Source organism: Weissella viridescens (assembly GCF_003862435.1).
In the GTDB taxonomy this organism is placed as follows: domain Bacteria; phylum Bacillota; class Bacilli; order Lactobacillales; family Lactobacillaceae; genus Weissella; species Weissella viridescens_A.
Map to the genome: position 1 here is coordinate 25,421 of NZ_RHGY01000007.1, position 26,113 is coordinate 51,533.

General features: G+C 41.2%; 22 protein-coding genes and 1 other annotated feature. Of the genes, 14 read left to right on the forward strand and 8 right to left on the reverse strand.

The annotated features are described in order from the left end of the window. Positions 1 to 50 precede the first annotated feature (50 nt). Positions 51 to 626 carry a TetR/AcrR family transcriptional regulator gene (locus D3P96_RS06495; protein ID WP_124943567.1) on the reverse strand — a complete coding sequence of 192 codons (576 nt, stop codon included), beginning with the start codon at positions 624 to 626 and terminating at the stop codon, positions 51 to 53. 151 nt (positions 627 to 777) lie between these two features. Between D3P96_RS06495 and D3P96_RS06500 the strand changes: the two genes are divergently transcribed. The 6 genes from D3P96_RS06500 to abc-f all read left to right on the forward strand — a co-directional run bounded on the left by D3P96_RS06500 (position 778) and on the right by abc-f (position 7,731). Continuing rightward, on the forward strand, positions 778 to 1,686 hold the full coding sequence (locus D3P96_RS06500; protein WP_124943568.1) for an SDR family oxidoreductase: 909 nt from the start codon (positions 778 to 780) through the stop codon (positions 1,684 to 1,686). A 57-nt stretch (positions 1,687 to 1,743) separates the two neighbouring features. Next, positions 1,744 to 1,969: a binding site (T-box leader), on the forward strand. Positions 1,970 to 2,015: 46 nt separating this feature from the next. Then, the gene (locus tag D3P96_RS06505) at positions 2,016 to 2,861 is read left to right on the forward strand and encodes an SAM hydrolase/SAM-dependent halogenase family protein (RefSeq protein ID WP_124943569.1); all 846 of its coding nucleotides are present in this window, start codon (positions 2,016 to 2,018) and stop codon (positions 2,859 to 2,861) included. 3 nt (positions 2,862 to 2,864) lie between these two features. Then, positions 2,865 to 3,425 (forward strand): ECF-type riboflavin transporter substrate-binding protein, encoded by a 561-nt coding sequence (locus D3P96_RS06510; RefSeq protein WP_124943570.1) that lies wholly within the window; start codon positions 2,865 to 2,867, stop codon positions 3,423 to 3,425. Between the two features lie 19 nt (positions 3,426 to 3,444). Beyond that, the gene (locus D3P96_RS06515; RefSeq protein ID WP_124943571.1) at positions 3,445 to 5,169 is read left to right on the forward strand and encodes an ABC transporter ATP-binding protein; all 1,725 of its coding nucleotides are present in this window, start codon (positions 3,445 to 3,447) and stop codon (positions 5,167 to 5,169) included. Beyond that, on the forward strand, positions 5,159 to 5,986 hold the full coding sequence (locus tag D3P96_RS06520) for an energy-coupling factor transporter transmembrane component T family protein (RefSeq protein WP_124943572.1): 828 nt from the start codon (positions 5,159 to 5,161) through the stop codon (positions 5,984 to 5,986). Before D3P96_RS06515 ends, D3P96_RS06520 begins: the two co-directional genes overlap by 11 nt. A gap of 242 nt (positions 5,987 to 6,228) precedes the next feature. Next, on the forward strand, positions 6,229 to 7,731 hold the full coding sequence (gene abc-f, locus D3P96_RS06525) for a ribosomal protection-like ABC-F family protein (RefSeq protein ID WP_124943573.1): 1,503 nt from the start codon (positions 6,229 to 6,231) through the stop codon (positions 7,729 to 7,731). Between the two features lie 41 nt (positions 7,732 to 7,772). On the opposite strand, the gene D3P96_RS06530 is transcribed toward abc-f, so the two are convergent. The 3 genes from D3P96_RS06530 to D3P96_RS06540 form a co-directional block, all read right to left on the reverse strand. After that, positions 7,773 to 8,261 carry a GNAT family N-acetyltransferase gene (locus D3P96_RS06530; protein ID WP_124943574.1) on the reverse strand — a complete coding sequence of 163 codons (489 nt, stop codon included), beginning with the start codon at positions 8,259 to 8,261 and terminating at the stop codon, positions 7,773 to 7,775. A 17-nt stretch (positions 8,262 to 8,278) separates the two neighbouring features. Next, on the reverse strand, positions 8,279 to 9,610 hold the full coding sequence (locus D3P96_RS06535; RefSeq protein ID WP_124943575.1) for a M20/M25/M40 family metallo-hydrolase: 1,332 nt from the start codon (positions 9,608 to 9,610) through the stop codon (positions 8,279 to 8,281). Between the two features lie 393 nt (positions 9,611 to 10,003). Beyond that, positions 10,004 to 11,275, reverse strand: coding sequence for a glutamate--cysteine ligase (locus D3P96_RS06540; protein WP_124943576.1), 1,272 nt, complete (start codon positions 11,273 to 11,275; stop codon positions 10,004 to 10,006). A 384-nt stretch (positions 11,276 to 11,659) separates the two neighbouring features. Here D3P96_RS06540 and D3P96_RS06545 point away from each other — a divergent pair, with 384 nt between their 5' ends. Beyond that, the gene (locus D3P96_RS06545; RefSeq protein ID WP_124943577.1) at positions 11,660 to 12,130 is read left to right on the forward strand and encodes a hypothetical protein; all 471 of its coding nucleotides are present in this window, start codon (positions 11,660 to 11,662) and stop codon (positions 12,128 to 12,130) included. 525 nt (positions 12,131 to 12,655) lie between these two features. On the opposite strand, the gene D3P96_RS06550 is transcribed toward D3P96_RS06545, so the two are convergent. The 3 genes from D3P96_RS06550 to D3P96_RS06560 form a co-directional block, all read right to left on the reverse strand. Then, positions 12,656 to 15,094, reverse strand: coding sequence for a Xaa-Pro dipeptidyl-peptidase (locus D3P96_RS06550; protein ID WP_124943578.1), 2,439 nt, complete (start codon positions 15,092 to 15,094; stop codon positions 12,656 to 12,658). A 119-nt stretch (positions 15,095 to 15,213) separates the two neighbouring features. Then, positions 15,214 to 16,515, reverse strand: coding sequence for a collagen binding domain-containing protein (locus D3P96_RS06555; RefSeq protein ID WP_124943579.1), 1,302 nt, complete (start codon positions 16,513 to 16,515; stop codon positions 15,214 to 15,216). 55 nt (positions 16,516 to 16,570) lie between these two features. Further along, positions 16,571 to 17,971 carry a hypothetical protein gene (locus tag D3P96_RS06560; protein ID WP_124943580.1) on the reverse strand — a complete coding sequence of 467 codons (1,401 nt, stop codon included), beginning with the start codon at positions 17,969 to 17,971 and terminating at the stop codon, positions 16,571 to 16,573. A 357-nt stretch (positions 17,972 to 18,328) separates the two neighbouring features. Between D3P96_RS06560 and D3P96_RS06565 the strand changes: the two genes are divergently transcribed. The 4 genes from D3P96_RS06565 to D3P96_RS06580 are packed head-to-tail and all read left to right on the forward strand — an operon-like array spanning position 18,329 to position 21,019. Beyond that, entirely contained in the window at positions 18,329 to 18,625 is a 297-nt protein-coding gene (locus tag D3P96_RS06565) for a hypothetical protein (RefSeq protein ID WP_124943581.1), read from the forward strand. A 26-nt stretch (positions 18,626 to 18,651) separates the two neighbouring features. Then, positions 18,652 to 19,878: a glycosyltransferase gene (locus D3P96_RS06570; protein WP_124943582.1), complete on the forward strand. Its 1,227-nt coding sequence runs from the start codon at positions 18,652 to 18,654 to the stop codon at positions 19,876 to 19,878. 2 nt (positions 19,879 to 19,880) lie between these two features. Beyond that, positions 19,881 to 20,147, forward strand: coding sequence for a hypothetical protein (locus D3P96_RS06575; protein ID WP_124943583.1), 267 nt, complete (start codon positions 19,881 to 19,883; stop codon positions 20,145 to 20,147). A 5-nt stretch (positions 20,148 to 20,152) separates the two neighbouring features. Further along, positions 20,153 to 21,019 (forward strand): polysaccharide deacetylase family protein, encoded by an 867-nt coding sequence (locus tag D3P96_RS06580; protein ID WP_185696112.1) that lies wholly within the window; start codon positions 20,153 to 20,155, stop codon positions 21,017 to 21,019. 92 nt (positions 21,020 to 21,111) lie between these two features. Here the strand turns inward: D3P96_RS06580 and D3P96_RS06585 are convergent, their stop codons facing one another. After that, positions 21,112 to 22,062, reverse strand: coding sequence for a TerC/Alx family metal homeostasis membrane protein (locus D3P96_RS06585; protein ID WP_124943585.1), 951 nt, complete (start codon positions 22,060 to 22,062; stop codon positions 21,112 to 21,114). A 234-nt stretch (positions 22,063 to 22,296) separates the two neighbouring features. Here D3P96_RS06585 and D3P96_RS06590 point away from each other — a divergent pair, with 234 nt between their 5' ends. From D3P96_RS06590 to D3P96_RS06600, 3 genes are all read left to right on the forward strand, one after another. Continuing rightward, positions 22,297 to 24,972 (forward strand): HAD-IC family P-type ATPase, encoded by a 2,676-nt coding sequence (locus D3P96_RS06590; RefSeq protein WP_124943586.1) that lies wholly within the window; start codon positions 22,297 to 22,299, stop codon positions 24,970 to 24,972. A gap of 224 nt (positions 24,973 to 25,196) precedes the next feature. Then, positions 25,197 to 25,469: a hypothetical protein gene (locus D3P96_RS06595; RefSeq protein WP_124943587.1), complete on the forward strand. Its 273-nt coding sequence runs from the start codon at positions 25,197 to 25,199 to the stop codon at positions 25,467 to 25,469. Positions 25,470 to 25,501: 32 nt separating this feature from the next. Next, positions 25,502 to 26,104: a short chain dehydrogenase gene (locus D3P96_RS06600; RefSeq protein ID WP_124943588.1), complete on the forward strand. Its 603-nt coding sequence runs from the start codon at positions 25,502 to 25,504 to the stop codon at positions 26,102 to 26,104. Positions 26,105 to 26,113: the final 9 nt, after the last annotated feature.

Genomic DNA, 26,113 nt, shown 5'->3' on the forward strand with positions numbered 1-26,113 from the left:
AATACAATAAAAACGCCCGTCATTCGGATTTGAATGGCGGGCGTTTTTATTTATTTGAAAATTGCATCAATAATGAAATCAGCGAGGGTACTATCTGTAACTGATGTCTTAGAGTAGGATGAATCTAAGTGATGTTGGGCAACGTCATATAAAATACTCATGACAAATTCGACCATGAGTGATGTTGGTAGCGACTTTAAAAGATTTTCAGCTGCTCCCTTATTTAAGAGATCAAGTAAGCTGATTTGATTTTCTTCTGTTGTTTCGCTTTGAAAGGTAGCTGTGAGCACATGGTTATTTTTTAAAGTCATGATTAAAACCAAGGAATCAGGGTGGTCATTTGCAAAATCAACTAAGCCAACAATCATTGATTGAATTTGTTCGGTTGTTGTTGCCTGAACCTGATCATGCGCATGCGCGAATTGTGCAAGTAACCGCATGTGGTGCATGTAGACGGCATCAAGTAAAGCTGATTTATTTTTAAAATAGATATAAATATTCGATTGACGGATGCCAACAGCTTTGGCAACAGCTGTGGTAGAGAAGGCGGGATAACCATCTTCGACAATGATGTTGCTAGCGGCTTCGATGATTTGGTCATACTTGGCCTGATCTTTATTTTTCATTTGAAGCAACACCTTCTTTCAATTTGACTAATTGCTAGTGTAGCGAGTCGGGTGCAAATTGTCAAAAGACTTGACAAAAGATAAACCTATCTCTTATGATGGGTTTACACAAAAAAGATAGTATTATCTTTAATGGAAAGAGGCAAATGAAATGCAAATTACATTAACAGGATCACTTGGACATATTAGTCGACCAGTTGCTGAACAATTAGTAGCCGATGGCCATGAAGTAACAATTATCACACGGAATGAAAAACGTAAAGCTGACATAGAAGCGATGGGAGCAAAGGCTGCCGTAGGTTCAATTGAGGACCTTGATTTTCTCATTGAACAATTTAGGAATCAGGATGCTGTTTACTTGATGTTGGCTGGTGGGGATTTTAAAAATCCAAATTTTGATGTTGTTGAAACAGCTCAAAAGCAGGCTGATATTTATCAAACTGCGGTAAAGGAAGCACAAGTAAAACATGTTGTGAACCTAAGTAGTATCGGGGCTGATCAAGGACCAGAAGTGGGTGGCCTATATACTTATCATATTATTGAAGATGTACTTCGGATGCTTGATTTGGATAGTCTTATTTTTATCCGTCCAACGGGAATGTATTACAACCTATATGCAAATTATGAGACTCTAGCGCAGACGGGTAAAATATATGGTGTTCAAGATCCGGATTTTGTTCAAACATTTGTTGCGCCAGAAGATGTGGCACCAGTGGTTGTCGCTGCGCTAGAAAAAACAGAGTTTGGTGAGCACGTTTATTATGTCGACAGCGATGAGGTCACGGGGCGTCAAATTGCAACTATTTTAGGGGATGCCATTGGTATTCCAGATGCAGAGTGGATCCAAATTTCAGGAACACAAGTTCTCGAAAACATGCAGGCAAGTGGTATTTCCAAGGGATGGGCTCAAGCAACGGTGCAAATGCTGACATATATGGAAAATTCAAAGTTTCGAGCTGATTATAATCGCAACAAAGGTTTGCTAGGGCCCACAAAGCTAATTAACTTTGCAAGTGATTTCCAAAAGTATGCTGCTGAAATGAAAAAAGAAATCATTTAAAGGTTGACTTAACATATTCTTCTCACTATAATGGCATTAAATTAGAAGTTTCTAATATTAAATGTGATGAAGAGATGAGTACAAATTGCGGATGTTCAGAGAGTTGGCGTGCTGGTGAGAGCTAACCATTTTGCGTTTGGAATATGGTCTTGGAGCAAAATATGTGATGGTGACATGACATCGGGTCCGCCCGTTATTGCGGAACGTATTGATTGATACGTACAGAGTTTTAGATAGTGATGTCTAAAAAAATTTGGGTGGTAACACGTTTAACGTCCCAGAGATCCATTAGGATTTCTGGGGCGTTTTTTATTTTAAGGAGGCAAGATATGCGAGATTTAGTAATTCAAACTGATTTTGGGCTTAAAGATGGGGCAGTTTCAACGATGTATGGCGTGGCTTATGGAGTGAGCGATAAAATTCGTATCTCTGAACTCACGCAAGGGATTACACCATTTAATATTTTTGAAGCCTCTTTCCGTTTATTCCAAACAGTGAAATATTGGAAACCAGGGACTGTCTTTGTTTCAGTCGTAGATCCTGGCGTCGGTTCAAAACGCAAGTCGATTGTGGCCAAATTAAAAACAGGCCAATACGTGGTGACACCTGATAATGGCACGTTGACCCATGTCGCAGATGAGTTTGGGATTGAAGCTGTGCGGGTCTTGGATGAAACCGTCCAACGATTACCTGGCTCAGAAAATTCAGCAACTTTCCTTGGCCGTGACATTTACGCATACAACGGGGCTAAGTTAGCATCAGAAATTGTACCGTTTGATGAAATTGGGACACCGTTAGCACCTGATGACATTGTCACCATTCCTTTAGAAGAAGCACAATTAGTGCAAGATGTGATTGAAGGCACAGTTGAAATTACTGATGTTAATTTTGGATCACTTTGGACGAACATTAGTGCGTCATTGTGGGAAGATGATTTCCAAGCCGAATTGGGGAAAAACTATTTGGTACGCATTTTTGATCACGGAGCAATTAAGTTTGAACGCGAAATTCCGTTTGTCAAAACATTCGCTGATGTCGAACCAGGAGATGATCTGATTTATGTTAATTCAGTTGGAACGATTGGCATCGCCATTCGAATGGGAAATTTTGAAAAGGTAAATCAAGTAGCAGCTGGTCCGGATTGGACGATTGAAATTAAGAAGAGTGAGGGTTAACGCATGGAAAAGAAAAAAGGTTTATCAACACGGTCAGTGGTAGCAGTTGGCATTGGCACAGCGGTCTTTATTATTTTGTTCAAATTTTTAGCCATTCCAACGGGTATTGCGAATACACAAATTAATGTGGCACAAGCTTGGCTAAGTCTGGTTGCCGCAATCTTTGGACCAGTGGTTGGCGGCTTAGTTGCCTTTATTGGACACGCTTTGAATGATGCGATTTCATATGGGTCAATTTGGTGGAGTTGGGTCATTGCTGATGGTGTTTTCGGGGTATTGATTGGGATTGCCGGTAAGTACCTCCATTTAGCTGACGGTAATTTCACGACAAAAAAGATTATTGGCTTTAATCTATCACAGTTGGTGGCAAACGTTGTGGCGTGGTTGGTTGTGGCACCACTAGGTGATATTTTAATTTATAGTGAACCAGCAGCTAAAGTATTTACGCAAGGGGCTGTTTCAACTTTGGTGAATGTAATCTCAACAGCCATTTTGGGTACGGCTGTGCTAGTCATTTATAATCGTACCAAGGTAAAAAAGAATTCATTAGAACATGAGGCTTAATGCGGAATAGGGAAGAAATATGGAAAACGAAACATCACGAACGATTCTGAAGTTAGAGAATGTGACTTTTAAATATGAGGCACAAAAAGCACCAACGCTAAAAAATATTAATTTAGAAGTTCGAGCTGGCGAATTTGTCGTGATTGCGGGAGCTTCCGGCTCAGGAAAATCAACCTTGGGACGCTTAATCAGCGGGTTGATTCCTGAGGCCTTTCCTGGCGCTTTAACTGGGACACTGACCTATGATGGGCAGCAAATTAATGATGAAAGTATTTTTGAACGTTCTCAAAAGATTGGTACTGTTTTGCAGGATGTGAATGCACAATTCGTGGGCTTGAGTGTGGCTGAAGATATCGCTTTTGCCTTAGAAAATGATGAAGTCGATGACTCAAAGATGCACGCTGCTGTTGCGGAATGGGCGAACCGTTTGGACTTGGGAGACAAATTACAGTTAGCGCCGCAACAATTATCAGGTGGGCAAAAGCAACGCACAGCTATGGCAGGGGTGTTGATCGATGAGAGTCCGCTATTACTACTAGATGAGCCATTGGCAAGTTTGGATGAAGCGAGTGGTAATGAAATGTTGACATTGCTTGAGCGATTACGCAAGGAACAGGGCATTACGATTATTTTGATTGAACATCGCTTAGCAGACGTCCTACAACACGAAGTTGATCGCATTGTGATTTTGGAGGAAGGCGAAATCAAGCAAGATGCACAGCCAGCTGAGGTGTTACAACAAGGGACATTAACCCAATATGGATTGGCAGAGCCGTTATATATTCAATTATTGCGTGCGGCCAACGTGGCGTTACCATCTTTATCAGGATTAACATCACCAGCGACTGTCGCAGGAACGGATTTGAAGGAACAGGTACAAACATATTTGAATCAATTACCTAAACAAACCATTAAACCGACATCAGAGGAGCTACTCCAAGTGACGGATTTATCATTTGGGTATGAGCATGGTCAATTACTGTTTGACCATTTGAGTTTTTCATTGGGTAAGTCAGAAATTGTGACATTAGTTGGGAAAAATGGTTCTGGGAAATCGACGCTCATTAATATTTTGACTGGATTTATTGAAAATCAAAAACTGTCAGGGACAATGACTTTGGCGGGTCAAGATTTGAAAACACTTTCGATTAAGGAACGTGCGGAAGTGATGGGATATGTCATTCAAGATCCAAATTTGATGTTAACGCAATCAACGGTTTTTGACGAAGTTGCGTCAGGTTTACGTTTACGTGATGTACCAGAAACGGAGATTGTCGCACGGGTGAATCCACTGCTAGAATTGGCTGGTTTATATACCATGCGGAATTGGCCAACCGACAGTTTAAGTTATGGACAGAAAAAAAGATTAAGTATCATTGCAATCCTTGTACTCAATCCAGCCATCTTGATTCTTGATGAACCAACGGCGGGGCAAGATGCCGAAAATGCGAATCGTTTAATGGACTTTGTACGAGAACTCCAACAAAGTTATGGGCTGACTATTTTGCTCGTCACGCATGATTTGGGACTAATGAGTTATATTGCAGATCGAACGGTTGTGTTAGTTGATGGTCAGATTTTGGCAGATACAGAACCCATGCAATTATTACAGCAACCGGACGTGTTAGCCCAGGCGCATTTAGCCCAAACATCATTAGATGTATTTTTGAAAAGTCACGACCTAGTAGCTGACCAACGCGTCTATCGCGACTTACATGCACGGGAGGTCGCTAATGAATCATAATATTTTTGGTTTCCATCCAGGGACAACGCCAATTCATCAACTAACTGGGACGACGAAGCTCATTATTTTTCTCAGTTTAACGATTTTGGGATCGCTTAGTTTTGATTTACGCTATCTCATTTTACTGAGTGTTGTTGCGATTGGGGCTTTATTCGTTGCAAAAATTAAATGGTCTGATGTACGTGTGCTGGTTTGGCTAGTGACTGTTTTTGCGGTCTTAAATTTGGTTTTAATTTATGTGTTTGCGCCACAATATGGGACGCATTTATTTGGCACTAAAACAGTCTTATTGGGGAGTGGGGCATATGCCTTAACTTTTGAGCAGTTATATTACGAACTCATTGTTTTCACAAAATATCTGTTTGCCTTACCATTGGCATTGATCTTCTTGATGACAACGAATCCAAGTGAGTTTGCGGCTGGACTGAATAAAATTGGTATTTCTTACCGGGTGGCTTATGCCGTGGCCTTAGCTTTGCGTTATATTCCTGATATTCAGGTCGAGTATCAAACGATTAGTAAAGTGCAGCAGGCCCGAGGCAGTGATCTGTCGAAAAAAACGTCTTTGTGGCACCGTTTAAAGGGTGCTGTTGGGATTATGATGCCATTAATGTTCACATCTTTGGAGCAAATTGATTCAGTTAGTCGTGCCATGGATTTGCGACGTTTTGGCAAGCGGAAACATCGTACGTGGTATTACGCACAGAAATTCAAAACGTTGGATTGGTGGGCGATTGCTTTGACGTTACTATTGATTGGGATTGAACTCGTATTACTTTGGACGAATGGCAGTCGTTTTTGGTATCCCTTTAAATAAATGTTTGACAAAAAAAGCGAGGCCTGTTTATAATACAGATACTATAAAAACGAATGAGGTATGTGTCCATTGAAGAATTAAGCTAATATTTGAAATTTTGTCGAAACGCTTTCTAATTGATTAGAAGGGGTGCAGTCTGCAATTTTCAAGATTAGTGATTTTTCTTTCGTGAGGACCCATGGCCCAAACAAGAAGGCACCAGTCTGTTTAATTGCAGCTGGTGTCTTTTTTTGGAGGTTTTTATGTCGAAAATAGAAATGAAAAATATTAGTTTTGCTTACGATGGTCAAGCAAAGTTATTTGAAAATGTCTCACAGGTCATCGATACGAGCTGGCATTTGGGACTTGTTGGTCGAAATGGTCGAGGAAAGACCACGCTCTTTAAATTATTACAAAATCAATTGCCATATCAAGGATCATTAACCTGTGAGGTTGCGGTGCAATATTTTCCACAACAGGTTACACACCCAGAGCAAACGGTGCTAACGATGTTGGAACAAACCGTGGCGCCGGAGCATTTATGGGAGGTTGAGCGTGAAATGCAGCAGTTAGGCTTGGATGTGGACCATATTGAAGCCCAAGTTTACCAAACCCTCTCAGGTGGGGAACAGACCAAGGTTTTGCTAGCATTGGTCTTTGCTAATTCAGATGATTTTATCTTACTTGATGAACCGACGAACCATCTTGATGCTAAGACGCGGCAGCAGGTTGCCCAATATCTACAGCATAAACAAGGGTTTATTGTGGTGAGTCACAATCGCCAGTTCTTAGATCAAACCACGGATCATACGTTGTCGATTGAAAAAACGCAATTAAAACGCTACAACGGCTCGTTTTCGGTTTATGAAACGGAAAAGCAAGCGCGTGATATGCATGAGTTGGCCACAAAGCAGAAGCTGCAACGTGAAATCAAACAACTTGATCAAGCCGCGAAACAAAAGGCCGGATGGTCAGACCAACGTGAAAAGTCATTAACTGCCAAGCCTTCACAGGTCGGTGGTAAGAATCATGGGGATAAGGGGTTTGAATCAGCACGAGCGGCCCGCACCATGAAAAAAGCCAAGCAAATTGAACGTCATGCCCAACAAGCTTTGGATGATAAGCAAGCACTTCTGCAGGATACTGAATTCGTGGAAACCTTGACGATGGCCGTGGAAACACCTAGGAAAGCCCCTGTGGTTGAGGTACATCAGATTCAGTTAGGATACCAAGGGCAACCATTGTTTGAACCAGCCTCATTTAAAGTTGAACGGGGTGATATTATCGGCTTGACTGGTGATAATGGTGTTGGAAAGTCATCACTCTTACAAGCGTTGCAGGGGACATTTACCGGGCAAGTCACTGGCACTGTGCAAATTGCTGGTAATCCTACCATTAGTCAAGTTCGGCAAACCACGCAGTACTTGCACGGATCATTACAGGAATTCAGCGAAGCGAATGCCGTTGATGAACAGGCGCTCTTAAGTATGTTGCACAAGCTCGGATTGGAACGCCGGGCGTTCACACTGCCAATTGAACAAATGAGTCGCGGTCAGCAAAAACGGGTTGAATTAGCGCAAGCGCTTGTTAAACCGGCTGAACTCTACCTCTGGGATGAACCCTTGAATTATTTAGATGTCTTTAATCAAAGCCAAATTGAAAAGGTTATTCGAATGTTTGAACCTACAATGATTGTGGTTGAACATGATCAAACATTTTTGGAAAATATTCAAGCTCGCTGTGTGCCATTACAAGCGGTCGATTAAAAGAAAAAGCAGACTATCATGATGATAGTCTGCTTTTTTGGTCATTGGTCAGGAGTATGAAATTTTTCAAGACGATATAGGCCTTCTGCATCAGGTTCGGCTTGGTGATGCTTAATCTGATAACCAAATTTTTCATAAAAGGGTCGACCTGTAATTGAAGCGGGGATTTCGATTCGTTGTGCTTGTGCAAAAAACGGGTCAGCTTCCAAAGTATTGACAATACGGGTGCCAATACCTTGACCCTGAAAGGCTGGATCAACGAAGATCGCAAAAAAGCTGTACTCATCTGGAATATCCCAAAAAGGTCCAATGGCACCAGTACCGATAAGTTTATTTTGGTCACACACCACATAAAAATGTGAGCGTTGATCTAACTCAAGATAATGGGATTCATCAAGTCGCGTGAGTGCATTTTCAATGTAAGTTTCGGAGTAGTCAACGCGGTTTGAAATGCGCATCGTTTTAGCAACCAACTGAACAACAGCCGGCGCATCAGCAGCCGCGAAACGGCGAAAAGTTATTTGTCCCATAGCACAATCTGCTTTCCTTAATTTTCGTAACTTGCAATTAATTGTTTAATCACGACAATGTCATCATCATAATCGCTCAAACGAATATTTTCATTAGGGGCATGGTCACGATTATTGGTGTAACCAATCCCGAGGCTGGCAATCGGCGCTTGGACGACTTCGTGGATATAATACATTGGGCCGGTACCTGCACCAGTTGGGGCGACAATTGGTGCTGTGTCATAGAGGTCATCGACCACGTTGACGACACGTAAAATTTCAGCGTCTGACATGTCGCTACGGTAGCCCGGTTGACCAAGCGTCTTCGTGAGGGTTAAATCACCGAAGCCTTGGTCAGCCAAATAAGCCTTAACTTGATTGAACGTCTTATCTGGATCCATGCCAGGGACCAGACGGGCTTCGAGTTTAGCATCAGCGCGAGCCGGAAGAACCGTTTTAACACCGGCGCCTTGCCAACCAGAACTAATCCCTTCAATACTTAGGGTTGGTTCAAAATAAAGCGTTTCTTTGAGATCCTTACCATTTTTATCGGTTAGTAACGGCGCTTCGATCCCGAGCTGGTCTATCAATTCAGTCCGCGTTAGGGGGATGTCAGCTGTTAGGTCGCGTTCACGTTGATTAGGTTGGATGACATCATCATAAAAGCCAGGAACTAAAATATGTCCTTCTTGGTCAAAGAGGGTGGCGAGGGCTTGCGTAAGGCGCCATGCTGCAGAATCGACGACGCCTGCAAAGGATGAGTGCAAATCTTTCTTGGCGGTTTGTGCAGTCACAGTAAAGGTGACGATACCCTTATTACCACCGTAAATTTCAACGCGATCTTCACTATTTTTTTCACCCGATTCCCAAATAATCAAATCCGCCTGAAGTTCATCGGCGTATTTGGCCACATAATCATCTAGGTGACGGGAAGCAGTTTCTTCAGAACCTTCAAATAGGAAGGTAATGTTGACGGGCAGTTCACCGTTATGTTCAGCCATGTATTCAGCAACGGCCGTCAGACGGGCTGTGATATTTCCCTTATCGTCATTTACACCACGTCCATAAAGTTTATCGCCAACTTGGGTCAGGGTCCAAGGATCCGTTTCCCAGAGCGCGAAGGGTTCAGCCGGTTGGACGTCGTAGTGGTTGTAGAGAATAACCGTTTCAGCGTCAGGATTGGGGCTTTTGAGTTGGCCGATGACTAATGGGGCAAAGTAAGTGTCATCATAGATAACATCGGCTCCTAAATCAGTCAAAGCTTGGGTTAAAACTTTGGCGGTTTCTGGTAGAAATTCTTCTTTAGCGGAAACACTTGGAATTGCAATGAGCTCGCTGAGTAAATCTAAATAATTTGAGTGAATTGTCATATGTGCAATCCTTTCTTGATGCATTAAATAAAAAAGCCGCTTCAAACTTCGCCACATTGGGGCGAAGTCAGAAGCAGCTAATTGATAGTTACGTTACCATTCTGAGTATTTGGGGTTGTTACCAACCGCCACTCACTAACCATCAGACATTATTCGTCGAATGGTGTGCCAGGATAACGGGGGCCAAGCCGTCATACACTCACGTGATGCGCTCATGTATGCCAATCACAGGTCATTTTCAAACGGGGCCAGATACTAGTTCACATCAACCACTAGCTTTCTGTTATCTGGGGCCGTTTTACTTTCCTGATCACTTTGTTTTGTGTGTTAAAAATATCATACAAAGTTCAATTCTAAAAGTCAACTGAGATGAACCTATGAATTTTATCATTTTTAATTATGGTGGTCTTGAATCATCGTTTTCCAATGCTTTCCTTGTTGTACGGCAAAGGCTTGCAAAGATTCGTCATGAATATGGGGCAATAACTGTTGTGAAATCGTATCCTGGGGGTGTACGACATTGTTTTCTAAATCATCAATGGTAGTTTGCCATTCAGCACCGTCCGCTGCTTGTGCTTGGAGTAGCTTAAAATGTTCTAGCAGTTGTCGCAATTCAGCTTGTTGGGCATCAGGTAAAGGCGTATCAGGGTGCTGTAATGCGATAGCATCGTTGATTTCGATACTTTTTTGCATCGTGGCATTGTCAAGCGTCTCAGGGAAGTAGAGGGCATCTAAAATCAGCAACTCTAAAACAGTTAAGGCGTTTTGGTCAATACCAAGTGGTGTAAATGGATTTAGGTCAAAAATGCGGAATTCCAAATATTGCACCGAATGACGATGTTGACTATGGTATGCATCAGTTGCTTTGACGCGCACTGGACCATAGTATTCACTCAAGTCATACAAGTCACCGGCATCAATTCGGTCATCAAGACTGGCTAAAAAGTTGTCTAGGTTTGTAAAGTCGAGTTGAATTGAACGGTGATTTGCAAAACCAGCTGAACTGGAACGCCATGAACGAACCGGTTGCTTGATGTCGCTACGGCGCTCTAACATGCGATCATCAATTGGATTTTCAGTAATTGGACTGGCACCAAAGAGATAGGTGATTAACCAACGGTATTTAGAAACCTGTTTCAAAATTTGGAAATAGAGCGCATTCCGGTCTGGATAAGCACCAGAATCGAGCAGTGGGGCACTAACCGTATCCGACAATGAAAAATTCACATGGATACCCGTCATAATATGTTGATAGTAGCCATAGCGCTCAATCAAAATTTTCCGATAATCAGCATACCATGGACGTTCAAAGTGATTGGCTAAGTATGTGACATCGCTATCAGCCATGTATGGTGGCATTGATAATGGCCAAATGATTTCATCGGTTTTCAAATGTGCCGTCAAACGGGTCTGTAGTTGCTTGAGCTGGTCTAAAGCAGCATTGACACTAGGCTGTGGGTCAGTCACTAATTCTTCTTGACTCTCTGAAAAATCAGTTTGAAAGTTAGGTTCAGTCCGGCGATCGCCGAGGGCCGAATCATGGGGATGTTGTGAGAGATGCGCGCTTGGTAATTGCACACGATGTTCTTCGATTTCAATGCCAACATGGTCTGCAAGTGATGCAAAAGTTAGTGATTGTGGAAGATGGGGGATTTGCTGAGCCATCTGTCATGCCTCCGATAGTCTAAATGAATGATTAAAGTATTTCTCATATTATTAGTTCGTTGCTAGTATTATAAGGGGCTAAAGACTGAAAGGAAAGGGCTTTGCTACACTTTTTAGTAATGTTCGCTTTTGAATCGTTTTAAATGTGAAATTAGGTTTCATTTACTAAAAAGATAGGCATCAAAGATGTGCCACGTTACTGCGTTGTGAGTTTAATGAACGTTTGGAAATACCTAAGTTTAGATGGGAACTTAGCGCTCTCGTGAAGGGCATTCCTAATAGCACTACGAGATCAGAAAAATAAACAAGTGACGTAAGCGACATTGTATGCATTTTTACGTTATACTATATAAAACATTAAAAAAGGGTTGAAAAATAAGAGTCATGAAACGAAATCAAATATATAGAGTTAGTGAATATGAATTGAATCAAAGATTAGATGAACTATTGAATGATGTAAAAGTAATTGAATTTTATGGCGAAGAGATCCCTGATTTAGATACTTTCTTAAAGCAGTGTATTCAGAAATTTAAATTACCAGTAATTACTCCTGAAGAAGATGAAGATGAACAATTTCCGGATTATAATCTACCAGATCCTTTGCACGGATTAGGTTATGCTATGATGAATTTATCGAATATTAGTGATTTCCCACAACAACCTATAGTGATGGTGATTCATGATGAAATGAAGTTTTTGTACGCTGCGGATTATAACGATTCGGGAATTGTATGGAACATGTTTATTAATTCGATTTTTCCATATTATGATATGGATCAAGAAATCAGAAAAAAAGTTGCGCAACGTCCTTCTAACAAGATTAAGCGAAAATTTGACCTCTATTTAGTTGATTAGGATGAAAGCCACCTTAAACTTGGGTGGCTTTTCTTATATTTATTTAGCACTGACAACAGGGGGAATTATACGTTATTAAGGTATGACCGATTTATGAAGTTGGCTATAAAGGTAAGAAGCAGAAAATAGCTATTACCGTTGGTAGTAATGGATATATTGTCGGGGTTAATCCAAAGAAAAAGCTGAAAACAGCAGAAATGCTGAATGAATAAACAAAAAACACTCTGGGAGTGAACGATTAATCTTTAAAAAATAGAGTTGCCCATTAGAGGCAACTCTATTTTTTGATTTATGTGTATGTTGTTTTTATAGGGAGTTTAATTTTAAGCAATTAGTTGGTCGAAAAGATTCATGTATATAAGAACATCATATGAACACAGAGAAGGACGTTAATCCCAAAAAATAATCACGAAATGTAAAAAGTAATCGGTTGGGGTGTAAGGTTCCATTTGATAGGTATGAATGCATACCAACTGGCATTGGTCCAATAAAAAAAGCCACACATAGGCGTGCGACTCTTCTTTATTAGGCATTCGTGTTTGATAGACGTAAATTAAGCTGACTACCAACAGGGTTAATGCGGTAAGTCAAATCTTGATTACCACGAATAGTTGTTTCAAAATCAGTTGCGTAAATGATAAGGCCAAGTTGATGTCCAGCAGGGAGACGATAGAAAGTCGGCTGTAGCGTTACGTGGACTTGGTTAAAGGCATTCGGCTCAATCGCTTCATTTTGATAAGCATTCGTCCGATTTTGCAAATTGATATGTCCTTTGGTAATCATTTTCCAAGGCGTTGCTTGTGCTTCAGGCATAAATTCATGCAAATCGTCAGTACGCCAATCATAGGCACCACTAAGCGCATTCTTTGCTAATAACGTTGGCGCAGCACCAAGACGTTTTGCATCCCCATAATCCACAAGTTGGAAACTGAGCATCCCCACTGACGCATCGACTGCAACATCGACCGTAATTTCTGGCGTGCCATCAATCGTCCAAGTGCCCTTAAGCGGTTCTGTTTTGAAAATCAGACGATTGTCACGCAATCCGTTTTCATCAGAATCAGGCTTAAAGAGGTCAGCATGCCATGCAGCTAAATCATCCCGATAGTGCTTGAATGTTGTTTCAGGTAGGTGATCCTTAAAGCTTTGAATCTGTGATTCGGTTTGTTTTGTTTTAGTTAAATGGTTTTGATCCAAATAAAGGGTTTGTTGGTGGTCGGTGGCAGCGGGCCAGTCGGAAACGGTGTGCCAGGTCTCCGCCGTTACATTATCCTGAATCAAAACATCTGGCAACAAGACATCGGCACCATTATTCAAATCAAATAATTTGTAACTCAACCACAAGTTCATCATATCAGTGAAATCGAGGGAGCGGAAATTGTTAATGTAAATATGCTGACCTTGATGCAAGATAATCTTCTTATTAATAGGTAGGTCACGTAACCCTTGCCACAAATTGTAGACATTGCGGGGCTTGACATTCCAGTCATTTAAACCATGAACGAGAATCATGTCCGCTTTGATATTGGCTAAGTTGTTCAAATAGTTGCGACCATCCCAGTATGCTGAATAACTTCCAGAATCACGGTCTTGATCCTTTTGAAGTTGGGTCAAGACTTGTTCAAATTCAGCCTTAACCCCAAGATAATCACCGGCATCGTGCATGCGACTGAAGACTTCACCGGCTAGCACGTCCATATCTTCACCTTGGAATGTATCTGGAGCAGCAACCAGCCCATTATCACGATAATAGTCATACCAACTTGAAATAGCGGCTTCTGAAATGACCGTTTTTAGCCCATCGACACCAGTGGTTGCAGCAGCCGTAGCTAAGGTCCCCAAATATGAACGACCAGTCATGGCAATATGTTGGTTTGTCCACCAAGCGGGGATGGCAATTCGGTCTGTTTTATTGGTGAATGCCTGACGTTGTCCACCTAACCATTCAATAATGGCAACCGTTGAAATGGTTTCATCGGGACCACCCGTATCACGAAGTCCATCAGAATCGCGCGTGCCAATTCCAGCTGCATATACCACAGCAAAACCACGACTCAAGAAATAATTATTGAGGGTATAGCTTTGTTCTTTTGCAAAATGTTCGGTAGCAAGCACAGTTTCGCCAATTGGTGTGCGGGCAGGTGGTAATTCTGAGGTGACGGTTTCGGCTTGGACGTCTGCTGCCGTTGCTTGATTAGGGGCTTTTTCAGTAAGGGGGACATCAACTTGATGCGTCAATTTCTCCCCGAATGTATCATTCGTACCTTGATTATAGGGACTTGCTGTATATAGAACGGGTGCCTTATAGCCTGAATTGGTTAATTTGGGACGCGATACTTCTACCTTTAACAAATCGCGTTGGCCATCGTGGTCAGTATCGAGTGGTGCTTCAACGTAAACAATTTCATGTAAAATTTCATGCGGATTGAAAACCGCTTGGGCCTTACCATTGAAGAAGACAGGACCAGTCACTTGCCCATAAAATGGTACAAAGTAACCCGTTTGGGTGAGATGATCCAAATACGTTTCACCATTTTTGGTGTGTGTCGTTAGGAGTTGATACCATGCGTGCGCCACATCGGTCGCTGTCGTAAAGGTTGTGACATCAAATGATGGCAATTGTAGCGTGTCGTAAGCTGACAGGGGATCAGTCAAATCATAATCCGTATTGGGTTCAAATTGTAACAATTGAAATGATAGGCGGGCGAAAATATCCGCGGTTAGAGGCGTTTCTGAGACAAGGAAATCTGCCATGGTAGTCGTTGGTGTCGCCAGCAATTGACTTAGCTTTTGATTAAAGGCCGCCGGACTCGTTACAAGTGGGGCGAAGGCACGTTCCAAAAAGGCAATGAGTTGCGCTTTTGGTGTGTCCAAAACGTCATCGTCAAGAAAGTGAATGTTTCTTAATTCCCAAAGTTCCGCATCTTGTGGCAATTGCATCCGTCCAAATTGATTGTTCTTCATTTCAGGTACCCCGTCATCGTTTAGATTTATATGCTCATTATACGCTAATAAAGTTAAAAACTCTCAGAATAACCCTAAAAAAGCCTAGCAGTCGGGTAAACTGTTAGGCTTTTTGCTGTTTATTTATGTGATTTAAAGTAAAGGGTACCAGTTAGTGCTAGGAGCGCTAACCCAATCAATGAGATGATGCTAAATGTTGCAACATCAGTTAATGGGAGTTGATGCTGACGTTGCTTGTTTGCATGTGTTTGTGGGGTTTTGGCACTGGAAGGGGATGATTCAGTCGTGTGTGTGCGTTGCTTAGTTTCAGCATCACGCTTTGGGTGCGGGGTTTTGTTTTTATCAGTTACTTTGGGAGCAGTTGGTTGTTTAGGTGTATCCGGTTGTTTGGGCGTTTCTGGTTGCTTAGGTGTAGTCGGTTCGTCAGGCGTTTTTGGTTGTTCTGGCGTTTTTGGAGTAGTTGGCTGATCAGGTTGTGATGGTTGATCCGGAACCTCTGGTTTAACGTCCATATCACCATCACCGGTGCCGCCGCCACCAAAACTAAGCTGTGCATTAGATTGACTACGTTCTGGGGTATCGTCTTCTCCGCCACCAAGCTTATCAGCATCTAGTGTCACGGCATTTGTATAGGTTTCGCCATTAGGATTTCCAGTTGCTTGCGTTTGGTATTGTAAGTTTACACCAGTTGTCACATGGGGGAGGTCGAACTGCAATTTGCGATCGGATTTTTGGGTAACCTTTACGGGTACCGTTCCGCCATCAGGCGTGAATTGTCCTTGTGCATCCCACGTACCAGTTTGGGCCACAACACTGCCAGGAAGGTAAGTCTGGTGAGGACCTAGAGTATCAGATAAGGTAACATGGCCTAAATCAGATTGATCGGGATTTAAAGCAATATTCCAATTGATTTTGTCATGTTTGTTTGTGTCCCACCAACCAGATTTATTAATAAGCCAATCACTGGGTAATTGATCATCAAGCGCTTTACCGCTGGCATAGATGTAAATATCACCTTTTCGATTTAGGGTTTTATCAGCTAATTGATCATTAAAGGTTACGGTACCAGTATTTGCGTTTGCCATGAAATTGGCTTGTCCAACAACTAAACCAGTACTATTTAAAATATCAAAGGTTAGTGAATGTGGAATGACGACATTATCGGGTACCTCAATTTGCATGGTGTCACCAGACTTGATCTTAACTTGGTCCGGGATCGACCAATGCCAACTCACGTGATAGCCCGATTCAGTAAGGTCTTTTGTATGACTCTGTACATTACCTTGGGCATCGGTGATAACCGCGCTATCTTTATCAACGCCTTTTGCCTCAAGGTTGTCCGCGTGTACGATTCCTGTTGAAAAACCGAGCATACAAGTCACGGTAAGTAATAAACTAACTAAAAATGTTCTTAATTTCATAAATTCCCCTCGCTTTCGCGGTCAGAATATCAAAGGGGATAAAATTTGTAAACATTTATTTTGGATTGAATTTGTTCTGGCGAACTTGGCGAATTAATTCTTCTAAGTCATACCATTGTTGGGGACCGGTGGGACTGTTCCAAATGACTTGTGGCTTGTCAAAGTGATCTAAAGGCACATCGCTAACATAGATGTCGGTCTTATTGGATAGTTCAGTAGTCGTGTGTACATTCAGATAGGTAAACGCATTAATATTATTGGAAACCCAATTGGTCGCCCGATAACCGCGGGAAAATGACACACAAATTTCAATGGGAGCATCTTGTTGGAAATCCAGCCCAGACGACATGGCTAAAATAACCACTCTAAAATAAAGATGGTACAGGTGATTTTGAGACATCCGTATTTCTTGATTCACTAAGGCCAGTAATTGGCGAATATGGAAGTCTGTTTGAGGATAGACCGATGAAAAATAGTGACTTGCATGACTATAATCACGTTCAGTTAAAAAGTAGTTCCGTTGCGTTTCTGTATAAATTTCACGAACAGTACTGTTATTAATTTGTGCTTTTGAAAAAGGGAAGGTGAGGTTTTCCATGTAGTCGGTAATGAGGGTATGAATGGTTTGCCAACTCTTTTGATCACGGACAAGGTCCTCAATCGGATAGTGGGTAGGTTCGATTAGCCCAATTTCGAGCGTGGTCTGAAAGATAAAGATTGAGGCACGCGTGGTGTTTTCTGGTAAAACTTGCTTGAATAATTCAAGGACATCGTGATTGTCTGGATTCTTTGCTAACCACAAATAATCCTCAGAAACGCGATGATTATAGTGATTACGGAAATACGAAATGATAATTAAAATGCTGATTTTTTGCGAAAAGACGAGATCATTTTGAATACGTGGAATGTCTAATTGTAAAACACGGTCCAAAAGACGTTGTACTTCTGGAATTTGAACATCAGGAACCACGTTAAAGTAATCATACAAATTGTAAATAAACAAACGTAAATTTTTTTCAGAAGGATGCAGGCCAATGAAATACATCATATTTTCTTCAAACTTCTTCTTTTCTTTGAAGAAAAAAGCACGTGACCAACCGTAACCACGAAAAGTTTGATTAAAAATGATTTGATCATTTTTGAGCAGGGAGAGTAAAAACTTCTCAGCGTTACTTGATTTAAAGTAATTACGTAATAGTAGGTTTTCAACCCCATATTTAAGTTGTTCGTTGTTATCAATATGACGATCAGTGACATTAATAAAAACGTTTGGTGAGATGGTCTGCAAATCTAGATTAATCTCTTCGATAAGTTTATTTAAACGATAGTTAGACATGTCAAGACTGGCAGCAAAAGCTTTACGTTCCAGCATCGGTTCTGATGACTGCAGCATCTGATTAACAATATGGATTTTTTGCTCATCGTCTTTATCTAAAAAACAAAGAATTTTGTCCATAAATGTGCCTCCTTCAAGGTATGTATGACTTAGCAGCGACAGAATATCACATCACTGGCGTCGTTGAGTCTACGTTTTTTCACAGTTAGCTTAAGTGGTAATGACCTATTATGAAAAGTATAAGCCAAAACCACTGGATAAGCGACAAGGACAATAACGTTATCAGCAAACATCGACAAACAGAGCTCGAACTTCAGAGTCTCTGTTTTTTTAATGTGGTTAAAAAAGCATGAACAGCTAGGCGGGAAAAAGCATATAATTCAAAAATTAATTATGGTTTAATTTGGGATATCAGTTAGAGCAAATGATGTTTTTCTAATTGAAAAATTATAAAAAGCATGCTGAAAGGAGTGAGTTATGAATTTTGATGTTAGAGCAACAGGGCCAGCACAACTCAACTATCACTTCCATAATCGCGACACGATCCACACGGAGGTTGCATCAAATATGGCGGAGAGTAAGGAGCCACAAGGTATTAGTAAGCGGATTTTAATGTTTGAACCAATTGTGCAGCATTATTATCAGGAGAACCCAAAGATAACAATCAATAAGGTCATTTTTCATTTGGAACAAACAACACATTTACCACGGGCATCCTATGATGAGATGACCACGATTGAAGAAAGACTACAGATTCAATTACGACGCGTTTAGGGCTTAGCATTGGGGAGGTAATTTGAATGACAGAAGTACTAAAAGATATTTTACAATTCATGACAGCATACACCATTATTTATCCAGTCTTTATGTCGGTAGGGTGGATTGTTGGGGCGATTTGTTTTCGAACCCATCATGCTCACAAGCAAGCGGTAGCGGCAAAAAATGATACTGTGACTATTTTGGTTTCTATGTTTAATGAGGCAGAGTTGATTGAAGAAACGATGGCAGCGATTAAAGCAGTTACGTATGAAAATTTGAAAGTTGTCTTGGTGGATGATGCGAGTACTGATGAGACAGTTACCATTGTTAAACAATATATTGAAGCAAATCATTGGGATGATTGCACGCTTGTTGAAATGCCGGAAAATGGTGGAAAGGCGCGTGCCCTCAATTTTGCTTTAACCCATTATGTTGATTCGGATTATATGACTGTGATTGATGCAGACTCAATTATTGATCCTTTGGCAGTAACAAAATTAGTCGAAAATTTCGATCAAGACGAAATCGCTGCTGTTACAGGAAAGCCAATTGTCCGAAATCGGACAACGGTCTTGGGAACATTACAAGCGCTTGAATATGTCAGTATTATTGATACCATCAAACGCGCCCAACAAACGCTATTTCACAAAATTATGACAGTTTCTGGTGTATTAGTGATGTACCGTGTGAGTAGCTTGAAAACGGTTGGTGGATTTAATCCAAAAGTAATGACGGAAGATATTGATGTCACTTGGCGCTTTTACAAATTTGGTTACCGAATTAAATATGAGCCACGGGCCATTACGCATATCTTAGTGCCTGAAAAGTTGCAGGGATTTATCAAGCAACGGACGCGTTGGTCCATTGGTGGGGTCGAAGTCTTCAATCAAAATATACATTGGGTGTTACGGCAAGCCGGTACAGGAACCAAGTTTTTAATGTTGGAAATGTTCTTTTCACACCTTTGGTCATGGTCATTCATTATCAGTACGCTTGATTTCGTTATTTCGGTCTTCCCAGCGCATGATTTCAAGCTTTCAGTGCCGATTATGTTTATTTATATCTTTATGATGGTCTTCATGACGGCCGTTAGTCTCATTCGCGATGGGGGAACAAGCAAAATTTCAGTACGTGATTTATTTGTTTGGCCAATCTATTACCTTTTTTACTGGGTGATTAATTTAGTTTGTTCAATTAAGTCAGAATTTATCGTGCTATTCACAAAGAAATCTACCGGGACTTGGGTCAGTCCAGATCGAGGGGTATAAATATGATTATTCGGAAAAAGAGATATTTTGGTTGGTTAGAAGAAACGTTTATTTCAAGCGTTTGGGTTGTTTCATTCGGATTGGTATTAATTGGCGGTCTTTATCTCGGGGGCGCCTACACGGATGACTTAAGTATTTTATATATTGTCTTAGGTTTAAATCAGAAAATTTTCTTAGTGGTGCTGGGATTAATAACGACAAGTCTGTTCGTTTGGCTAATCGTGCTTGGCTGCGCGGAGTGTACCCGTGATACCAGCAGAAAGGAGTAATGTTTATGCGCTTCAAACGGAGTCTTTATTTGATTTTTTTAATTATATTTGGGGTGGCCTTGTGCAATGAATACTTTCAATATGCTAATGGACAAACACACAGCCGATTACCTGGCTATGCGGGGATGTTTCAAAAAGAATCCAATGGGGTAACCGTGTTGACCTATCATCGTATCCTGAAAGATTCGGAGTTGAATCGGGTGATGCGCCACGTCTCGAGCAATGATCAATTACATGAATATAACGTGACGGAGACTGAATTTAAAAAGCAAATGGACTTTTTAGCGCAGCACCATGTCAATGTGATTTCATATGATGACATGGTGGCAATGAAAGCCCGCGGTCCTATTCATGGCAAATACGTGGTTTTGACCTTTGATGACGTCGATCGCACGATGCCTGAAAATGCTGCCAATATTCTCGAGCAAAAACAATTTCCATACACTTTTTATGTAGTAACAGGATTTGTTGATAAGAAGATAGATGGCATTCGAATGGCCAACTGGGCGCAATTAGAAAAGATGGCGCAGAGTCCGTTAGCAACGGTTGGATTACACACTGATAAACTACATTACCAGATTGAAGGTCAGCCAGCTTTACAATCAGGTAAGGTGTCAGAAAAAACGATGGCATCAGATTATCAACACAGCCAACAAGTTATTCAACAACATATGGGACAGCATGCTAAATACTTTACGTACCCTTATGGGGCGACAAATAAGAATTTAACAACTTACATGGCAGAGCATGGGATAACATCAGTTTCAACGCTTGATCCAGGAATTGTTAATCAGGGGACTGATAATTTAGATATCCCAAGAATGTTAGTGAATGAAAAATCTTGGCAGAATCTAGCGAACTGGTTAAATTAGAGGCATTGGGGAATCGAGACACGTCAAGTTAGCCACACGTAAACAACAAAAAAGCAACTAGTCGGAGTTATCCGAAACTAGTTGCTTTTTTATTAGGCTTTTTTAGCCCGATGATTTGAAATAAGGGATGCACCGATGGCAACGGCCAGACAAACCACAATGACAAGCAATGAAGTTGCATTTGAGATTTCAAAACTTGACCCCATGGCCTTGCTAACTTCGTTCACAATCATCTTTAAACCGATGAATGAGAGAATCGCGGCTAAGCCGTACTTAATATACTTGAACATTGGCAAAATCAATGACAACGCAGCATAGAATGAACGCAAGCCCATTAATGCAAAAATATTTGACGTGATGACGACAAAAGTGTCGGTTGTCACGGCCAATGATGCTGGAATTGAGTCAAAGGCAAAGATAATGTCCGACATCTCGATGAAAATCAAGGCGACCATGAATTGGGTAACGTAAGTCTTACCATCTGCTTTAACAAAGAATGGTGCGCCATCCTGATCAGTAATTTTAATGGGTAACACTTTATTCAAAAAGCGCATGAGCTTATTATCGTCTAGGCTTTCTTGTTGTTCTTGGTTGTTAAAGAACATCTTAATTCCGGCATAGAGCAAGAAGGCACCGAGTACATACATCAACCATTGGAAGTGAGACAAGAGGGCTGAACCACCTAGAATGAATAAGACACGCATAATGATGGCGGTGAAGACACCCCAAAACAAAACACGATGTTGATATTTAGCAGCGATATTGAAAAATCCGAAGACGAGAATAAAGACAAATAAGTTATCTAAACTCAACGACATTTCCAAAGTATACGTTGTCAGATAATCAACCGTGGCCTCTTTTCCACCAAGATGGAAAATAATGAAGGTAAATAGGAGGGCTAAAACAATCCAAACACCACTGGTGATGAGAGAATGTTTCATGGTTGGCGCAGTGTTGGCCTTGTTGAATACCTTAAGATCTAAAATCAGCATGACAACAACAAAGACAAAGAAGCCAATCCAATAAATGGGAGCTACAGTCATAATTTATTTCTACTTTCTTTTTTACTTATAATTAATCACTATACACTAAAAAAAGTGGGGTTTCTTTAAAAATTATAGATATCTTATGGAATTTGTGGACTTATTCGCACGCATGCAAAGACATAAGGTTCATTAAAGCTTAGGACAAGGTTACCTAAAGTTTGGCTTGGAATAATGAATTTAAACATTTGAATGAATGTTTAAAAATATAAAACATTTAGAGGAGACACATCAGTGCCAGAATTAAAGGACCCTATATCCAGAAGCTTACCAGTCTATCAAGAAACAAATGCGCAAGTCATTAACGCATTTGAGACACGCGTGCCAGCCGGGCTGACACAAACGGAGGTCGAACAGCGCCTAAAACGAGATGGCTTTAATGAGTTGAAGACGAAGGTGACGCCAAAATGGCGCATTTTCCTAAATCAATTCAACAATATTATTGTTTATATTTTGTTATTTGCTGCTGTTGTGACCTTATTGATGCAACATTATTCCGATGCCATTGTGATTGGCATTGTGATTGTGATTAATGCGTTGATTGGGTATATGCAGGAAGTGAATGCCAATGATGCTTTGGAAAAGATTAAGCAGATGCTTTCTGCTGAAGCGACCGTCTATCGAGCGGGAAAGCGTCAAACGGTCAGGGCCCGAGAACTCGTTCTGGGGGATGTTGTCTATTTAGAAGCTGGTGATAATGTGCCAGCTGATTTACGACTTGTTGATACCGATAATTTAAGAATTCAAGAATCCTCGTTAACTGGTGAGGCTGACTCAGTTGAAAAATCGGACCAAGTGATACCTGAAATAACACCACTTGCTGAGCAAACCAATATGGCCTTTGCCTCAACGGGCGTTACAAATGGTAGTGGTCTCGGCATTGTCGTACGGATTGGCGCAACAACTGAAATTGGTAAAATTTCAACTAGCGTGCAAGCAGTGAAGCCAAAAAAGTCCCCGTTAACGCGAGAACTCGATCAACTGGGGACGGGGATTTCATGGTTCATCATTATCAGTTCAGTGTTATTATTTGCCTTAGGCTGGTTCATGAACGTCTATACCTTACCGGTCTTGGCGATGGCGGTCATCACGATGGTCGTAGGATCTATGCCAGAAGGCTTACCAGCCGCGACATCCATTATTTTAGCGACAGGTGTTCAAAAGTTAACCAAAAAACATGCCATTGTTAAAACATTACCAGCAGCCGAAACCCTTGGTGCCATTGATATCATTGCTTCGGATAAAACCGGAACGTTGACTAAAAACGAAATGACAATCCAGGATGTTATCGTTGCGGATCGTCATTACACTGTGACTGGAACTGGTTATGCACCAAACGGGCATTTTGAATTAGATGGACAAACCGTCAAAGCTCAAACAGATCCACAATTGGCAAAATTACTCACGATGGGTCAGCTTGCTAATGATACCGTTTTGTCTGAGGATGAAACGGGTTGGGCTGTGAATGGTGAACCGACTGATGCGGCCTTCATCACAGCATACTATAAAGGGTTTGGCATTACAGAACCGCAGGTAACCGAAATTGATCGGATTCCGTTTGATTCTGACTATCGATATATTGCAAAATTAATTGAAAATAAGCAGGGTGAACGGATTACTGCCATTAAAGGTGCACCAGATGTCATGTTTGACTTAGTTGCCCAAGGTAATCAACATTTCGACCGTGAATATTGGACTAATTGCGCTCACTCACTGGCGCAAGTCGGTAAACGCGTGATTGCAGTTGGATATGTAGATATGCCACGAGATGCTGAAACAATTGATACAGCAAGTATTGCCACACAAGAAATTCAATTCTTAGGATTGGTCGGCATTACTGATCCGCCACGCCCAGAAGTGATTCAAGCGATTCGCGAGATGCGTGTGGCTGGGATCAAGGTGAAAATGATAACCGGTGACAGCATTGAAACAGCAAGTGCGATTGGTCAACAATTAGGTCTGGCCGACGATATTCGTGCCATGACGGGGCAGGAAGTCGACGCCTTAACATTGGACGAGTTGACACAGGTTGTTGAGCAATATGATATTTTTGCTAGAACAACACCACACAATAAACTCAAAATTGTCCAAGCCTATCAAAAACAGGGTAATGTGACAGCCATGGTTGGTGACGGTGTGAATGATGCTCCAGCATTAAAGCAGGCGGACATTGGTGTGGCGATGGGAATTAAAGGAACGGACGTTGCCAAAGATTCAGCTGACATGATTTTGGCAAATGATAATTTTTCAACTATTAAAACAGCGATTGAACAGGGTCGACGTCTGTACGATAACATCAAAAAAACGATTCTATTTTTATTACCAACGAGTTTTGCAGAAGGCTTAATTGTGGCGATTAGTATTCTACTAAGTCAGCCGCTGCCTTTAACACCCACACAACTATTGTGGATTAATATGGTTTCGGCAATTACCATTCAGTTGGCATTTATTTTCGAACCAGCAGAACCAGGTTTGATGCAAAAACCGCCACGTCAAGCAGATGCACGATTAATGAATCGATCTGACGCTGTACAGATGACAGTGGTGAGTGTCTTGATTGCGGGAATGGCTTTGGTTATTTTTGAAGTGATGCGGAACCAAGGAATCTCATTTGCGGTTGCTAGTACAATGGCCGTCAATATTATTATTTTTGGTAAAATTTTTTACCTCTTTAATATTCGAACATCCGCGTTTGCCTTTGCGAAAAAAGTATTATTCGCCAACCCGATGGCGTATGTTGCAATTGGATTAATGCTTGCCTTGCAACTTGTATTAACCTACGTCCCATTCATGAATGATATTTTTTCAACGGCGGGATTGACATTACAACAGTGGGGAATCGTGGTACTAGCAGGTTTGCCCGTGATTGTTTGGGCGGAACTGAATAAGTGGTATTTAAAACATAAGTAAGCTAATGCGACCAGGTCTACGGATTTGGTTGTTTTTTTATTTTTTAGAAAATGAGCATTAATTTAAAAAATAGGAAGTCCAATTATCTAAGAGAATAAACGTTCTTTTAAATAAAACAATTCGTCTTCTGACCTTAATCAAAATGACGCATTGTTGACGCTAGTCCGCAAGATAAACCAGTTACACTGGGGTTAATTATTCATTGAAGAAAAGGGGTATCAATAATGTCAGAAGAACAAAATGTGATTCAACTAACCGAAGGTTGGAGTCTTGGGGTCCTCAATGGTACTGTGGCCAAAGCCGATGTGAAAAAGGTGCCTGATAGCACCGCACTTGATATTGAAATCTATACCACGAATGATATGGAAGTCCCAGCATTTACGCTACAATTAAACGTGTTAGCAGATGTAATTGAAGTGATTGGCATTGATCCAATTCAAAAGATTCAAAAGTTAACAATCAAAATGCCAAAACGGATTGAAGTAACGCTAGCCTAATCGACTAGTAACAGGGTAAAGGTGGTAATAGGATGCAGATTTTAGTTGTTGGTGGAAATGGAACTTTGGGACAAGCCGTCGTGGCGCGTTTACGTGAATTAGGGCATACCGTCTTAATTGGTGGTCGTCATGATGCGGATGTCTATGTCGATATGGCTGATCCCGAAAGTATCAAAAGCATGTATGCAAGTTTACCTGAATTGGATCATGTTGTATCAACAGCTGGTCAAACGACGGCAAAAGCTTTGGCAGACATGCAACCGGAAGATAATATGCTATCCGTACAAAGTAAGTTACTCGGTCAGATTAACTTAGTTATTATTGGACAACAATATCTTAAAGATGGTGGTAGCTTTACGTTAACCACTGGTATTAAAAAGGATGATCCAATTCCTGGTGGTGCATCAGCGGCTATGGCAAATGGTGGTGTGACGGCTTTCGTAAAATCAGCCGCAATTGATTTGCCACGCGGACTACGGATTAATGCCATCAGTCCAAATGTCGTTGATGTGAGTTTTGAAAAGTTGAAAGATCAGTTCTTGGGTTACACGCCAGTGCCAATCACAGAAGTGGCTGAAGCCTTTGTTAAGAGCATTGTCGGTAAACAAACCGGGCAAGAATACCAGATTTATTAAAGTTTTCGG